9 protein-coding genes are annotated in these 15094 nt (G+C 68.9%); 6 read left to right on the plus strand and 3 right to left on the minus strand.

Annotation, left to right across the window (positions count from 1 at the left end):
* Positions 1-275 precede the first annotated feature (275 nt).
* Positions 276-1589 (plus strand): inositol-3-phosphate synthase, encoded by a 1314-nt coding sequence (locus QHF84_RS14435; RefSeq protein ID WP_281313859.1) that lies wholly within the window; start codon positions 276-278, stop codon positions 1587-1589.
* Here the strand turns inward: QHF84_RS14435 and QHF84_RS14440 are convergent.
* Together QHF84_RS14440 and QHF84_RS14445 are read right to left on the minus strand one after the other, a co-directional pair.
* Entirely contained in the window at positions 1580-1903 is a 324-nt protein-coding gene (locus QHF84_RS14440) for a TMEM165/GDT1 family protein (RefSeq protein WP_281313860.1), read from the minus strand. The genes QHF84_RS14435 and QHF84_RS14440 overlap by 10 nt on opposite strands.
* Positions 1904-1953: 50 nt before the next feature.
* Entirely contained in the window at positions 1954-3078 is a 1125-nt protein-coding gene (locus QHF84_RS14445) for a diacylglycerol kinase family protein (RefSeq protein ID WP_281313861.1), read from the minus strand.
* 272 nt (positions 3079-3350) lie between these two features.
* Between QHF84_RS14445 and QHF84_RS14450 the strand changes: the two genes are divergently transcribed.
* Positions 3351-4013, plus strand: coding sequence for a hypothetical protein (locus tag QHF84_RS14450; protein ID WP_281313862.1), 663 nt, complete (start codon positions 3351-3353; stop codon positions 4011-4013).
* A 109-nt stretch (positions 4014-4122) separates the two neighbouring features.
* On the opposite strand, the gene QHF84_RS14455 is transcribed toward QHF84_RS14450, so the two are convergent.
* Positions 4123-5763: a SulP family inorganic anion transporter gene (locus QHF84_RS14455; protein WP_281313863.1), complete on the minus strand. Its 1641-nt coding sequence runs from the start codon at positions 5761-5763 to the stop codon at positions 4123-4125.
* Positions 5764-5949: 186 nt separating this feature from the next.
* Between QHF84_RS14455 and QHF84_RS14460 the strand changes: the two genes are divergently transcribed.
* The 4 genes from QHF84_RS14460 to QHF84_RS14475 are packed head-to-tail and all read left to right on the plus strand — an operon-like array spanning position 5950 to position 15073.
* Positions 5950-7410, plus strand: a complete 1461-nt coding sequence (locus QHF84_RS14460) for an NADH-quinone oxidoreductase subunit M (RefSeq protein ID WP_281313864.1) — start codon at positions 5950-5952, stop codon at positions 7408-7410.
* Between the two features lie 7 nt (positions 7411-7417).
* Positions 7418-11353, plus strand: coding sequence for a putative inorganic carbon transporter subunit DabA (locus tag QHF84_RS14465; protein WP_281313865.1), 3936 nt, complete (start codon positions 7418-7420; stop codon positions 11351-11353).
* Positions 11346-13511, plus strand: a complete 2166-nt coding sequence (locus tag QHF84_RS14470; protein WP_281313866.1) for a proton-conducting transporter membrane subunit — start codon at positions 11346-11348, stop codon at positions 13509-13511. Before QHF84_RS14465 ends, QHF84_RS14470 begins: the two co-directional genes overlap by 8 nt.
* 2 nt (positions 13512-13513) lie before the next feature.
* Entirely contained in the window at positions 13514-15073 is a 1560-nt protein-coding gene (locus QHF84_RS14475) for an NADH-quinone oxidoreductase subunit M (protein ID WP_281313867.1), read from the plus strand.
* Positions 15074-15094: the final 21 nt, after the last annotated feature.

A 15094-nucleotide genomic window follows, 5' to 3' on the forward strand; every position in this document is an offset into this window, starting at 1 on the left:
GCGAGCGAGCGTCGTGAGGCGCGCGGCCAGCCGATCCGAGCCGCGTGAAGCCGCGTCCTCGACGTGACACGTGCCGTATCCACCCCGTTCGGGTCAGACCCCGCGCGCCGTGGTCGTTCGTGTCCTCGCGGGGATCGCGCAGACCCCGTGCACACGCCGCGTGGCACGTCATGCTCCGAGGGGCACGACATTCGCAGGCACCGCTTGAGTGTCGTGCGACGTTGGCCTAGACATGCCCCCCCGGGGCGATCGACGGGACATACGGAGGAGCGGGAGTGAAGCAGCCGAAAGAAATCACGAAGGCAGAGGGCAAGCTCGGCGTGCTCCTGCCGGGGCTCGGTGCAGTGGCGACGACGACGATCGCCGGTGTGATGCTGGCCCGCAAGAACCTGGCGTTGCCGATCGGATCGCTGACGCAGCTCGGGACCATCCGGCTCGGCAAGCGCACGGACAATCGCTCGCCGCTCATCCGCGAGTTCTTGCCGCTCGCGTCGCTCGATCAGCTCGAGTTCGGCGGCTGGGACCTCTTCCCGGACACGGCGTACGAGTCCGCCAAGCACGCCGAGGTCCTCGAGCAGCGCCACCTCGATCAGGTGAAGGACGAGCTCTCGCAGGTCACGCCGATGAAGGCGGTCTTCTACCCGGAATACGTGAAGCGCCTGCACGGCCCGCACGTCAAGACGGGCGCGACGAAGGCCGACATGGTCGAGCAGGTGCGCGACGACATCCGCACGTTCCTCAAGACCAAGGGCTGCTCGCGCGCCGTCGCCGTGTGGTGTGGCTCGACCGAGGTCTACTTCCCGCCGGGCGACGTGCACGCGTCGATCGACGCCTTCGAGGCCGGCCTCGCGCGAAACGATCCGGGCATCTCGAACTCGCAGATCTACGCGTGGGCCTGCCTCAAGGAGCGCGTGCCCTACGCGAACGGCGCGCCGAACCTGACGGTCGACTTCCCCGCCGCGTGGGACCTCGCGAAGAAGCTCGAGGTGCCGATCGCCGGCAAGGACTTCAAGACCGGCCAGACGCTCATGAAGACCATCATCGCGCCCGGCTTGAAGGCGCGCATGCTCGGCCTCTCGGGCTGGTTCTCGACGAACATCCTCGGCAACCGCGACGGCGAGGTGCTCGACGACCCCGATAGTTTCAAGTCCAAGGAAGTCTCGAAGCTCGGCGTCCTCGAGTACATCCTGCAGCCGCACATGTACAAGGACCTGTACGGCAAGCTCTACCACAAGGTCCGCATCGAGTTTTACCCGCCGCGCGGCGACGCGAAGGAGGGCTGGGACAACATCGATCTCTTCGGATGGCTCGGTTATCCGATGCAGATCAAGGTGAACTTCCTCTGCCGCGACTCGATCCTCGCCGCGCCCATCGTGCTCGACCTCGCGCTACTCATGGACCTCGCCTCGCGCGCGGGCTTCTCGGGCACGCAGGAGTGGCTGAGCTTCTACTTCAAGAGCCCCATGACCGCTCCGAACCTCTACCCGGAGCACGACCTCTTCATCCAGTCGATGAAGCTCAAGAACACGATGCGCTGGATGATGGGCGAGGACCTCATCACCCACCTCGGCAACGAGTACTACGACTGATGGCTCGACGTCGGGGGCTCGCCTGAACGAGCCCCCGGCTCCTCCTTCGCGCCCACCAGATAGATCACGCCGAGCAGCACGAACACGAGCCCCGCCGCGCGCTTCACCCAGATCGCCGGCACGTAGCGGCTCACGACCTCCCCGAGGAGCACCGCGACCGCGCTCGTCGCGACCAGCGCCAGCGCCGAGGCCGCGAACACCACCCAGCGCGACGAGCCGCTGCCGGCCAGCGTGAGCGTCGCGATCTGCGTCTTGTCGCCCATCTCCGCGAGGAAGATGGCAGCGAACGTCGAGGCGAAGAGCTTCCAGTCCATCCGCCGAGCGTGACGCGGCCGGGCGCCACGAACAAGCGCGGGCGCGCTCGCTAGCCCCGCGGCGGCGCGTAAAAGTCGACGATGCGGATCGGTTCGGTCAGACGAACCCGCACGCTCTTGCGATCGCCCCGCACGTCGCCGCCGATCTGGAACGCCGTCGGCGGGTCCATCTCGATGGTGATGTCGTCGACGAAGAAGTCGAACGTGTCCTCGAGGTTGTCGTACTCGCCGCGCCAGATCGTCTGAAAGTTCGACACGAAGGCCACAGGCGAGAGGTTCGTCACGCGGAGCTGCATGCGGTCCGGCCTGTCCTCCGCATACGGGAACATGCGGAAGCCGAAGCCGTAATACGGGATCGTCGCGACACACGCGAGCTTCGCCGGTCCCTCGTAGATCACGCCGCCCTTGCGGATCGGCGCGCCGAGGATCGACCCCTTCTCGCCCACGCGCACCGCGTCGCTCCCCGTGTTGATCACGCGGCAATGCGGCGTGCGGCGCACGAAGTAGCTCGGCAAGGTCTTCGTCGTCGCCGCGATCGCGTAGGACACGATGCCCGGCGCGATGCGCTTCAAAGGCCCGCGCGCGAGCAGACCCTTCACCCGCGTGTAGTCCTTGAGCATCTCGGCATCGATGCCGAAACCGCAGAACGGCGAGAGCACGCCTTCGGCCTCCACGAGCCGAAGCCACCGGCTCCCCGCGTCGGCGCGCAGGCGCGAGAGGTCCACCGCGAGCCCGCGGAACCCGCCCGAGCCTTTCTCGCCCGCGCCGCTCGCGCCGAGCACCCACGCGAGCGAGTTGCCCGTGCCGAGCCGCAAGAGGCCGAAGCGTGGGATCGGCGCGTTCCTTCGTTTCGCCTCGTTCACGACGGCCGTGACGACCGACGTGAACGTCCCGTCACCGCCGCCCGTCAGGATCGTCCCGTAGCCACGATCGACGAGGGTCCGCGCGATGCCCTCGCTCTCCTCGACGCTGCGCGACACGAAGAGATCGCCGCTGTCGAGGATCTGATCGAGCGTCTCGATGACCTCCGACGTGACACTCTTGGCGTTGCCGTTGACGACCACGGCGATGCGGGGCAACGCCGGACCGGCGGACCGGGCCGGCCCTTCCGGCTTCGGCGAGGCGGCCTCGAGGTCCGTTCCGGGGGGGAGGGGCGCGTCGGTGCGAGAGGCCATGGGGCGCGGATCTAGCACGAATACGGGCTCTTCCCCGTCCGTCCCCCCGGTCCTCGGGGCGCGTCGCCTAGCCCCGTTCGTCCGCCTGCGGGGACACAAAGTGACTATACGTCCGAAGTTTCTGGACGGACTGGCTCAAATTTTGGTAAGGCGACGGGCGTATAGCCTTCACGTGCACTTGACAGCCGTCCGGCTCGAACCGTACGGCGCGCCCCAGTTCGCGTGACGATACGCGTGGGACGGGGATTATCGCAGAAGCGGGACGCAGCGACATGGCGAAATCGACAAAGACGAAGAGCTCGGAGAAACGCTCCGCGAAGAAACATTCGAGCTCGCGCGCGAGCGGCGACGCCCCGAAGTCCGGGACGAAGGCCCGGGAGAAGGACGACGACGCCAAGGGCTCGAAGCGCAAGCTCGGTCTGCGGGGAGCCGCGCCGTGGGCCGCTCGCCACGCGGCCAAGCACGCCGCCGAGGCGCGGGCCCGGGCCGCCGAGCCTGCCCCGCCCGGAAGCGCGCGCGCCACGATCCGCGTGCCGGAGGGCGCCGATGCGATCAAGGCGAAGATCGCCGAGCTCCACAACCAGACGACGAAGATCCGCACCCTGCGCAAGCGCATGGAGAAAGGGTTCTTCGACATCGGCCTGGTCCTCGCCGAGATCCAGGAGCAGCAGCTCTACCAGGCGAAGGGCTACGGCTCGTTCGAGGCCTTCCTCGAGCGGGAGATCGACTTCGGCAAGCAGACCTCGCTGAAGCTCGTGAAGCTGTCGAAGGTCTTCCAGCGCGAGGCCGCCCTCGACCACGGCATGGACCGCTGCATGATGGCCCTCGCCGCGCTCGACGGCGAAGCCGCGCCGAAGGCCGCGCCCTCGACGCCGGGCCCCATGGCCCCGCTCCCGCTGCCCCTCAAGCCCCCGATGCGCGCCGCAGGCGGCTGATCCGAAGCGGGCCGGCGCTTCCCGGCCCTCGCTTCGAAACCACGACGTCCCCCTCCCCGGTGCGCTTCGGGAAGGGGGACGTTTCGCTTTTACGCAGCTCCGGATGAGCTCAGGGCGTCGAGCCGGCGCGCTCCAGCGCGGCCTTCCGGCGCGCCGCGAGCGGGTGCTCCGACAGGCTCCGGTGCCGATCGAGGCCGATGAGCTCCAGGACGCGCCCGCTGCGTTCGTACTCGCCCTGAAGCTCGTGGAGCTTCTCCATCACGGTGTGGTCCACGAGGCGGGCATCCTCGAAGTCGACGACCACGTGCTTCGCCTCGTGCTTCGCGAGCCTCCCCTTGATCGTGAGGTAGTTGCTGAACACCGCCGCGTGCCGGATCCGGAGCACGATGCGCTCGCCGAGCGAACGCTCCTCGATGTCGGGCCGGAACAGGCTCTTCATGGGCGCCCCGTTCACCACGTGCACGACCATCTTGATCACGATGCCAGCCGCCACGCCGACGAGCAGGTCGGTCGCGATGGTGACGAGTGTCGTCGACACGAACACGAGGAGCTGCTCCGGGCCGATGCGGAACGTCTTGACGAACTCGTGGGGGGAGGCGAGGCGCGTGCCCGTGTAGATCAGCATCGCCGCGAGGGCCGCGAGCGGGATGCGGTGGATGAGGCCGGGCAAGAACGCCACGAAGAGCAGCAAGAACAGCCCGTGGAAGAAGTTCGACAGCTTCGACCGCGCGCCGTAGCCGATGTTCGCCGAGCTGCGCACGATCTCCGAGATCATGGGCAGGCCGCCGATGAGGCCCGCCACGAGGTTGCCCACGCCCGTCGCGAGCAGGTCCTTGTCGAGGTTCGAGCGGCGTTTTTCCGGATCCAGCGCGTCGACGGCCTTGGCGCTGAGCAAGCTCTCGATGCTGCCGACGAGCGCGAACATCACGATGTACTTGAGCGACGTCCCCGAGAGCACCGCGCTGAAATCCGGCGTCGTCACCGCGGCGAGCAAGTTTCCCGGGAGGTTCACCAGGAAGTTCGGGCCGATCTTGTAGTCGTGGTGGTTGATCGAGAACGTGTACGTGTGCTCGTGCTCGAGGTCGAACACGTACGCGAGCGGAACCGCGAGGGCGAGGACGAAGAGCGGGGCGGGGATCTTCTTGAGGAACGAAACGCGCTTCGAGACGACGGGGAACAAGAACAGGATCGCGAGGCTCGCGCCACCGATGATCGCGATCTCCGGGTTCAGGCGGCCGAGGCTCCGCGGGATCTCGAGTAGCAGGTGGAGCGGCTCCTTGGCCTCGGGCGTCACGCCGAGCGCCACGTGGATCTGCTTCGAGCAGATGATGATGCCGATCGCCGCGAGCATCCCGTGCACCACGGATGACGGGAAGAAATCGCCGAGGGCTCCGGCGCGCGCGAGGGCAAACCCGATCTGGAGCACGGCGGCGACCACGATCGTGGCGAGGGCGCGGCGATAACCGACTGACCCGTTTCCATTGCCGAGCTCCGTCACGGCGCCGAGCGCGATGACGATGAGACCTGCGGCCGGCCCCTTGATCGTGAGCGGCGCGCTGCCTATCCATGTAGCGACCACGCCGCCGATGACGGCCGTGATGATGCCCGCCACGGGCGGAAAACCGCTCGCCATGGCGATGCCCAGGCAAAGTGGTAAGGCGATGAGAAAGACGAGAAATCCGGCGACGAGGTCGTTCCGGATGGAAGGCGCGCCCGTGGGCACACCGGCGCTCTGGTCCGGCTTGTCCATAAAACCCTCTGCGGATCGGTCACGGACGTCGAAATTCCGTACCCCACGACGTCGGTCGTGCGATCCGATCCACAAGACGGATCGAGGTCATCAAGAGGTTCCCGGGAACCAACTCCGTGCTCGTCCCGTCCCACGACGCAAGCAGCACACGCAGGGACGCTATGTCCCCGCGATAAGCATTGTCATATGCCGAGCCTCCTCCTGACGATTTTCCCGCCCTTGCTCGGCGCGATCCTCGTCATTCTGCTTCCGCCCGGGAATACCCGGTTGATCAAGGGCGTCGCGCTCTTCCACGCGGCGCTCGCATTCATCGCTTCGTGGAGCCTCGTCCCCTCGTTCGACCGGACGACCTCTGCGCTGCAATTCGTCGCACCATTCCCGTGGTCGCCGGACGCCGACGGCTCCGCCGCGCTCGGCGTCGACGGCATCTCCTTTCCGATGGTGCTCCTCACGACGCTCGTGATGCTGGTCGCGCTCGTCGCCTCGCTTCACGGCACGCACCGGGTGAAGGGGTATTTCGCCTGGTTCTTGCTCCTCGAATTCGCGGTCCTCGGCGTCTTCACCTCGCTCTCGTGGTCGCTCTTCTACGTCTTCTGGGAGCTCACCCTCGTCCCGCTGTTTTTCCTGGTCAGCGTGTGGGGCGGGAAAAACCGGTCGGCCGCGAGCATGAGCTTCTTCATGTACACGCTCGCCGGCTCGGTCCTCATGCTCGTCGCCATCCTGGCGCTGCACCTCTCGGTGCCGAAGCACGGCTTCGGGATGGTCGAGATGCAAAACGCGAGCGCCGGGCTCGGTCGGGCGACGCAGGTCCTCCTCTTCCTCGGCCTCTTCGCGGGCCTCGCGGTGAAGATCCCCGTCTTCCCGCTGCACGGCTGGCTCCCGCTCGCGTACGTCGAATCCGAGCCGCCCGTCAGCATGGTCTTTTCGGCCGTGCTCGCGAAGATGGGCGCGTACGGCCTGCTCCGCCTCACGGCGCTCTTGCCCGCCGGCGCGGAGTCCCTCGTGCCGCTCCTCTTCCTGCTCGGGCTCGTCAATATCGTCTACGGCGCGCTCCTCGCGTTCCGCCAGCCCGATCTCAAGACCATGGTGGCCTATGGCTCGATGAGCCACATGGGCTTCGTCTTGATCGGCGTCTCCTCGCTCAATGGCGCCGGGCTCACGGGCGCCACGATGCAGATGTGCACGCACGGCGTCTGCAGCGCCGCGCTTTTCCTCCTCGTCGGCGCGCTCGAGCGTCGCACGAAGACCCGTGATTTGCGCGAGTACGGCGGCCTCGCGAGCGTCACGCCGCGCTTTTTCGTGGCGCTGTCCCTCGCGCTCCTCGGGTCGATGGGTTTGCCCGGGCTCGCCGGGTTCGTCAGCGAGCTGTCCACGCTCGTCGGCACGTTCCAGCGGTACGAATATTTTGCTGGAATCGCGACCGTCGGCGTCCTCATCACGGCCGGATATTCGATGCGCGCCATTGGCCGCCTCTTCTTCGGCCCCCTGAATCCCCGCTGGAAACACCTCCGGGACCTCGAGCCGCGGGAGCTCCTCGCCGCCGCGCCGCTCGGGGTGCTCATCGTCGTGCTCGGCGTCGCCCCGCGCGCCGCGCTCGATCTCTTCGCCGCCACGGTCTCGCACATGGCGACGCTCTTCCACGGATGAGTCCCGTATGCGTCCATTGCCCTCCGCCGTCACGCGCGGCATCTCGGTCGAATCGAGAAAACACCTCGAACACGAGATCCACCACATCGCCCACGTCCTGCCCGGACAGGGGCCGATCGAGACGTTCATCCACCACAACACGCTGCACGGCTTTCAGCACCTGCATTTCGAGCAGGCCGTCGTGGAGGCGCGCCGCGTGCTCGGCGGGCGCGGATATCTGCCGCTCGACGAGTACCGGCGGCTCTACTCCATCGGCCGGATCACCGACGAGGACCTCGAGCGCGCGCGCCGCGAGCGTCAGGGTGCGACCGAGCCCGAGCCTCTGATCCGCATCGGCGATCGGACGATCACCACGCGCGACGTCGAGCGCCTCGCCTTGCTGCACGGCCTCGACCCGCTCGAACCCGGCGAGAACGCCGAGTCGCGCTTCGGGCCCGATGTCTTCTCCACGCTCCGGCCCGAGCTCTCCGCCGAGGCCCGCGAGCGCCTGCTCGCCGCGGCGAAGCGCGAATTCGAGGCCGCCCTCGCCCGCGTCGGCCGCGATTTCACGGTGGCCGATCTCCTCGCCGATCTCCTCGCCACGCCCGTCCCCGCGGCCGTGCTCGAAGAGGCTTGCCTCGAAGGCCCCTCGGACGCGGGCGCCGATCTCGACGCCGTCACGAGGGCCCTCGACGCGCTCGGCATCCCGGACGAGGCGCGGGCCGGATACGTCGACCTCGTCCGCGACAAACTCGCTTCGGGCCCCGCGAAAAACCGCCCCGAGCGCTGGCTCGAAGCCGAGGTGCGCAAGGTGCGTCGCGTGCTCCTCGCGCATTTCGGCGTGGAGGGCACGCTCCCCGCGATCGCCGAGCGCGTGCGGCGTGATCCCGAGGGACTCGCCGTCCTCTCCTTGCTGCGCGCGAGCCTCGCGAGCTTTGGTTTGTCCGACCCGTTCTCGCCGATCCACGCCGAGCACCTCACGCCCGAGGAGCCCGTGGGCGCGCGGATCGAGGCCCTGTTCGAGCGCATCGAGCACCTCGAAGCCTGGGGCGGCCCGGCGATTCCGCTCGACGCCGATCTCGCTTCACGCATCCGCAACACCGTGCGCGCGCACCTCGAAGAGCGGGACGGCGCGCTCGGTCCGCATGCCGGCGCGGCGACCAGCGAAATCGCGCGCCTCTGCCTCACCGTCGTCCACGACCTCGGCCCGGATCACCTGCGAAGGCGCGGGTTCGAGGCGCTCCGGGCGCTCGAGTCCGCATTCGGCGGGCCGCCGTCGAGCGAGAGCTTGATCGCCGAGCTCACCGCGCGGGATCCGCGCCAGCAGATGATGGAGCACGCGGCGCGCCGGCTCGAACAGCACATCGGCCAGGTCGGCCCCGAGACGTGCCACCGCGATTTGATCCTCGCGCTCACGGGCGAGGACATCCACGAGAAGATTCACCCGCAGATCATGCGCGTGACCATGGCCTTCCTCGACGAGGGCCTCGCGGCCTGGCACGTCGCGGGCCGTTCGCTCGGCTTTTACGACGCGTTCCGCAAGATGGCCGAGCACGACCGATTCTTCGAGCTCGAAGATTTGCCCGGCGCGCGTGATGCGGTGCGGGAGCTGCCGCCGCTCGCCGTCGACGCGATCCTCCAGAGCCTCGAACGCCTCGGCGTGCCCGAGCCGCACTGGGGGCCTTATCTCCGCCGCATCTGCGTGGGGTTGCCCGGGCTCGGGGGCATGGTGCACTGGCGCGAGACGCACCCCGCGTATCCGGCGCAGCGTGCGCATCCGATCGACCTCATCCAGTTCCTCGCCGTGCGCCTCTTCTACGAGGTGCTCTTCGTGCGGCGCGCGTCGCTCCGCGCGTTCGGGCACGACGGCGACATCGACGCCTTCCGTCATTACTTCTCGAACCACCTGCCGGAGCTGCTCGTCCGGCACGCGCTCTTCCTCGGCGAGCTGCCCGATTTCCTCGCCGAACGCGCCCGCGCCTTGTTCGAGGCGCGCGCCGTCGGCGCCGCGGCCGGCGACGCGGGGGCCCTCCTCCGCCTCGCCGACATGGTCTTCGACCTGAAGCAGAGCGCCGAGCACGTGAACGCCGGGCATTCCGCGCGGCACCACGCCTTCCGCCTCTTCTTGCTCGCGCAGCACCTCGGCGTCTCCCCGGGCGAGCTCCGCGCGACCTCGCTCGAAGGCGTCACGCGCCTGCTCGCGACGCTCGACGCGTGCGCCCCCGACATCATCACGCCCCTCTGGCACAGCGCCTACGAGATCCATTACCGCGACGCCGTGCTCGAAGCGCTCACGACGAATGTCCGCGCGCAGAAGCCGTATGTGGGCCGTCGCGAGGCGCAGATCGTCTTCTGCATGGACGACCGCGAGGAATCCATCCGCCGGCACATCGAGGAGCTCCGGCCCTCGTACGAGACCTTCGGCGTGGCGGGCTTCTTCGGCGTGGCGATCGCCTACGAGGGGCTCGGCGCGCGCGAGGCCGTGCCGCTCTGCCCGATCGTCGCGACGCCCGTGGCAGAGCTTTGCGAGGTCCCGCGCCCCGAGGCGATGCACGCGTGGGCCTCGCGCTCGCTCCGCATGCGCGCGCTCGCGGCCCTGCGCGACGTCATCCGCGAGGTCACCCGCAATCCCGTCTCGTCCTATTTCGTCATCGACATCCTCGGGCTCTTCTCGCTCTTCCCCGTCTTCGGCCGGCTGCTCTTCCCGCGCGCGTTCGACCGCATGTCACGCCGCATGAAGGACGCCGTGCTCCCCAAGGTCGAGACCGAGGTACCGCTCGATCGCGAGCGTGAAAAAGGTTCGGAGCCGAAACAAGGCTCTCTCCAGAAGACCCATTTCACCCTCGGCGAGCAGGCGGATCGGGTCGCGTCGCTCCTCCGGGTCATCGGCCTCGTCCGCGACTTCGCGCCGCTCGTCGTGCTCTCCGGCCACGGCTCCGAGAGCCGCAACAACCCGCACCTCTCCGCGTACGACTGCGGCGCCTGCGGCGGCAACCACGGCGGCCCGAACGCCCGAGTCTTCGCGCGCATGGCGAACAACCCCGAGGTCCGCGCGATCTTGCGCGAGCGTGGCATCGACATCCCGGACGACACCTGGTTCCTCGGAACCGAGCACAACACCGCGACGGACGAGATCCTCTATTTCGACCTCGTCGACGTCCCGCACGCGTTCCGCCCCGCCGTGGACAAACTCCGCGGCGTGCTCCAGAAGGCCCGGGAGCGCTCGGCGCACGAGCGGTGCCGCAAGTTCGAATCGGCCCCGAAGAACCCCACGCCCGCGCGCGCGCTCCGGCACGTGGTCGGCCGCGCCGCGGACCTCTCGCAGGCGCGCCCCGAGCTCGGCCATGCGACGAACGCGTTCGCGATCATTGGACCTCGTACGGTCTCGCAGGGCGTCTTCCTCGACCGACGATGTTTTTTGATCTCGTACGATCCGGCCATCGACCCCGAGGGCTCCATCCTCGAAGGCATCTTGCTCGCCGCCGGCCCCGTCGGCGCGGGCATCAGTCTCGAGTACTACTTCTCCACGGTCGACAACGCGACGTACGGCTGCGGGACGAAGGTCCCCCACAACGTCGCGGGGCTCATCGGCGTGATGGAGGGCGCCTCGGGTGATCTGCGCACCGGTTTGCCCCGGCAGATGATCGAGATCCACGAGCCGATGCGGCTCGTCATGCTCGTCACGGCGAAGCCCGAGATCCTCGGCAAGATCTACGAAAAGCAGCCGATCATCCGCGAGCTCGTGGGCAACGCGTGGGTCCACCTCGTCGCGATGGATCCGGACACGGGCGAATGCGTGACGTTCCTGCCTGGAAAGGGCTTCGTTCCCTGGGAACCTCAAGGTTTCCCGATGAAGACGGTAACGAACTCCGCGGCCTGGTACTCGGGCACGCTCGATTTCCTTCCCCCGGCGTTCATTCGTCCGGACGAACGCCCTGCGCGTTCCCGGGTGGCCCATGCTTGAGCGTCTCGCCATTCTGATTCCGCTGCTGCCGCTCGTCGCGGCGACCCTCATCGGCCTCTTCGCCCTCGGGGGACGCCCGCTCTCGGAGCGCACGACGAGCCGGCTCGCCCTCGGCGCGACCTTGCTCTCCTTCCTCGGCGCCGGGGCGCTCCTCGCGCGCTCCACGCTCGGCGCCGCGCCCGCGACGATCTTCGTCGCGCCCTGGATCGAGAGCGGCTCCTATCGCGCACCTCTCGAGCTCCTGCTCGATCCGCTCTCGGCGTCGCTCGCGCTCCTCGTCACCGGGATCGGCGCGCTCGTCCTCCGGTTCTCGACGAATTACATGCACCGCGAGGCCGGCTTCCCCCGGTTCTTCGCGGTGATGTGTTTCTTCCTCGCGGCGATGCTCCTGCTCGTCCTCGGCGGCAACCTCGTGATGACGTTCGTGGGCTGGGAGGGCGCGGGCCTCGCGTCGTACCTGCTCATCGGATACCATTACAATCGCAAGGCGCCGGCCCGGGCCGCGACGTACGCGTTCGTGACGAACCGCATCGGCGACGCGGCCTTCCTCTGCGCGATCTTCATCGCCTGGCACGAGCTCGGCACGGTCAGCTATTCGTCGCTCTTCCACGTCGCGGAGACCGCGAACCACGGGGCGCTCTCGGCCCTCGGCTTCTGCCTGCTCGTCGCGGCGGCCGCGAAATCCGCGCAGCTCCCGTTCTCGCCGTGGATCTCGCGCGCCATGGAGGGCCCGACGCCTTCGAGCGCGCTCTTCTACGGCGCCGTCATGGTCACGGCCGGCCTCTTCCTCGTGCTGCGCATGAACCCCGTGCTCGTGCACGCGCCCGACGTGCTGCGCGCGATGGCCGCCATGGGCGCCGCGACCGCGCTTTATGGCGGCCTCGTGAGCCTCGTGCAGACGGACGCGAAGAGCGGGCTCATCTTCTCCACCGTGAGCCAGCTCGGGCTCATGTTCCTCGCGGTCGGGCTCGGGGCCCGCGGCATTGCGCTGTTTCACCTCTTCGCGCACGCGCTCCTCCGCGGCGCGCAGTTCCTCACGGCGCCGAGCACCTTGCTCCTCGTCACGCGCGACGAGCCGTCGCGCGAAGAGCGCCCCGTCGCGGGCGAGGTCGAGCCGGCCTTCTGGCTCTTGCTCGCGGGCCTGCTCGGCGTCCTCGCATTGCCGTTCCTCACCGAGATCTGGGCCGGCCCGGACGCGCCGCTCTCGCCCGGCGCATTCCTCTCCGCGGCGGGCGCCGGCATGGCGCTCTTCTGCGGCGGCCATTATCTCCTCCGGTTCGCGCAGCGGAGCCTCGCGAATGCCGGCAGCGGCGCCGAGTGGAAGACCGTCTCCTCGTTCGTCGAATTCGGCCCGGCGTGGATCGCCCCCGCGGTCGTCGGCGCCGTCAGCCTCTCGCTCGGCCTCGCGCCCGGCGGACGGCCGCACGGCCTCTTCCACCTCGTCCTTGATCCCTTGCTCAAGCGTGGTGGCCTCGGCCGCGCCGCGCATCCCTTCTGGGCCTTCGGCCTCATGCTCCTGCTCGGGTGCCTGCTCGTCGCGGGCTGGGCGACGGCGCTTTATTTCCACCGCGCCGCGCCCGAGCGACCGGGCATCTTGCCGACCCGCCTGCGTGGCCTTTACGTCACGGCGCTCGCGCGATTCTGGCTCGAACCTCTTTACGAGCGTTTCCTCCTCGCGCCCATTCTCCGGCTCGGCCGCGCGCTCGATCACCTCGACGCCTCGCTCCTCGATCGCGCCTTCGGCCGCCCGCTCTCGCCCGAGGACGCGCCCGCGCCGCTCGCGACGTTCCAGGAGAAGGTCCTCGCCGGCGAAATCGACGACGCCGATCCTTTCGCGGCCGTACGGGCGGCGCTCGAACGCCAGACCACGAGCGGCGCCGCGATGACGCAGGGCGAAGAGCTGCCGCCGGCGCCCAGCGCCGAGGACGAATTCGCGCGCGGACGGGGCATCGCGGGCCGGATCCTCCAATATGCGGCCGCGCTCGCGCACCTCGTCGAGAAACACCTCGTCCGGCGCGCGATCGGCCACGGCATTCCGATCACCGGCGACCTCATCGGGCGCACCCTCGATCACGTCGAGGCGCTGCTCGAGAGGCCCGTCGTCGTCGGGGCGCTCGTCGTCCTCTCCCTGTTCGTCGTCGTCCGCTGGGCCGTTTGACCATGAACGAGATTCCCTACTCCTCGGCCTTGCCCTTCCCGGTCCTGAGCGCGCTCATCCTCGTGCCGCTCCTCGCCGCGGCGTTCGTCCGTTCCCTGAAACAGGCGCGCCACGTGTATGCCATTGGCCTCGGCGTCGCCGCGCTCGAGCTCGTCCTCGCCGTCATGGTCGTGGCCCGGTTCGAGCGGCACACCTCCGCGCTCCAGCTCGTCGAGCGTGTCCCGCTCTTCGGCCATTTCGCCTATCACGTCGGCGTCGACGGCATCAGCGTCCTCTTCCTGCCGCTGACGGCGCTGCTCGCGCTGCTCGTCATCCTCCACGCGCAGGTCGCCTCCAAGGAGCGGCCCGGCCATTACCTCGCCGCGATCTTCTGCCTCCAGTCGACGCTCATGGGCGCCTTCGTCGCCCTCGATCTCCTGCTCTTCTGGGCGTTCGCCGCGCTCGAGCTCGTGCCCGGCACGCTGCTCGTGCGGAGCTGGGGCACGGGGCCGGGCAGGCACGCGGCGGCGCGCCGGTATGCGGCGCTCAATGCGATGGGCGTCCTGCTCGTCCTCGCCGGCGCGATCGTCCTCGGCCGCGTCACCGGCGGCCGATTCTCCCTCGACGCGCTCTTCGACATGCCCGCGCCGGCGCGGGCGCAATCCCTCGCGTTCTGGCTCTTCGTCCTCGGCTTCGCCGTCCGGATTCCTCTCTTCCCCTTCCACGGCTGGCTTCCGCCCGTCATGGCCGAGGGCCCTGTCGTCGGCGTGAGCGTCTTCCTCGTCGGCGCCAAGCTCGGCGTGTACGGCCTCCTGCGATTCGTGGTCCCGATCCTGCCGGTCGCCGCGCACCGCCACGGTTCCATTCTGGCGATCCTTGGCGTCGTCGGGATGCTGTACGGCGCCCTCCTCGCGCTCGTCCAGACAAACCTGCGCCGCCTCGTCGCGTTCGCCTGCCTCGCGCACACGGGCGCCGTGCTCGTGGGCCTCTCGGCGCTCAACGTGGAAGGTTTGTCGGGGGCGCTCCTCGTCACGCTGAACGTCGGCCTCAGCGCGGCCGGGCTTTATTTCGTCGCGGGCTTCTTGCACCGCCGCCTCGGCTCGACCGAGATCGACCGCGCCGCGCGACTCTCGCATCGCGCGCCGCTGCTCTCGTTCACGTTCCTGCTCGTTGGCCTCTCGACGATCGGAATGCCGGGGACGAGCGGCTTCGAGGCCGAGCACCTCGTCGTCGTGGGCGCGCTCGGCGCGCGGCACGGCATCATGGCGATCGCGGTCGGCCTCGGCAGCTTGCTCGGGGCCGCTTACCTCCTGCGTTATTTCCAGCGCGCCTTCCTCGCCTCCGCCGCGTCGCCCGGCTCGCCCGCGGCCGAGGCGAAATCCACGCGCGGCAAGGCCGTCCGTGACCTCAACCCGCGCGAGCTCGTCATCGCCGGCGCGGTCGGCGCGATCATCGTGGGCCTCGGCCTCTTTTCTCACCCCTTGCTCGAGCTCGTGGACGGCTCGGTCCGCGCCATGTCCACGCGGCTCGAGCACGCCAAACCGCAGACGTCCCTCGTGATGCACGGGGAGGGCGCCCCGTAAGGGCGCTCGGGAGGCTTCAGC

Origin of the sequence: Polyangium sp. y55x31, assembly GCF_029946505.1 — a bacterium.
Classification (GTDB): Bacteria; Myxococcota_A; Polyangia; order Polyangiales; family Polyangiaceae; genus Polyangium.

Bases quoted from the DNA above. Each gene is read 5' to 3' on its own strand.
- QHF84_RS14440 (WP_281313860.1), bottom strand. From the start codon at position 1,903: ATGGACTGGAAGCTCTTCGCCTCGACGTTCGCTGCCATCTTCCTCGCG.
- QHF84_RS14445 (WP_281313861.1), bottom strand. From the start codon at position 3,078: ATGGCCTCTCGCACCGACGCGCCCCTCCCCCCCGGAACGGACCTCGAG.
- QHF84_RS14450 (WP_281313862.1), top strand. From the start codon at position 3,351: ATGGCGAAATCGACAAAGACGAAGAGCTCGGAGAAACGCTCCGCGAAG.
- QHF84_RS14455 (WP_281313863.1), bottom strand. From the start codon at position 5,763: ATGGACAAGCCGGACCAGAGCGCCGGTGTGCCCACGGGCGCGCCTTCC.
- QHF84_RS14460 (WP_281313864.1), top strand. From the start codon at position 5,950: ATGCCGAGCCTCCTCCTGACGATTTTCCCGCCCTTGCTCGGCGCGATC.
- QHF84_RS14465 (WP_281313865.1), top strand. From the start codon at position 7,418: ATGCGTCCATTGCCCTCCGCCGTCACGCGCGGCATCTCGGTCGAATCG.
- QHF84_RS14470 (WP_281313866.1), top strand. From the start codon at position 11,346: ATGCTTGAGCGTCTCGCCATTCTGATTCCGCTGCTGCCGCTCGTCGCG.
- QHF84_RS14475 (WP_281313867.1), top strand. From the start codon at position 13,514: ATGAACGAGATTCCCTACTCCTCGGCCTTGCCCTTCCCGGTCCTGAGC.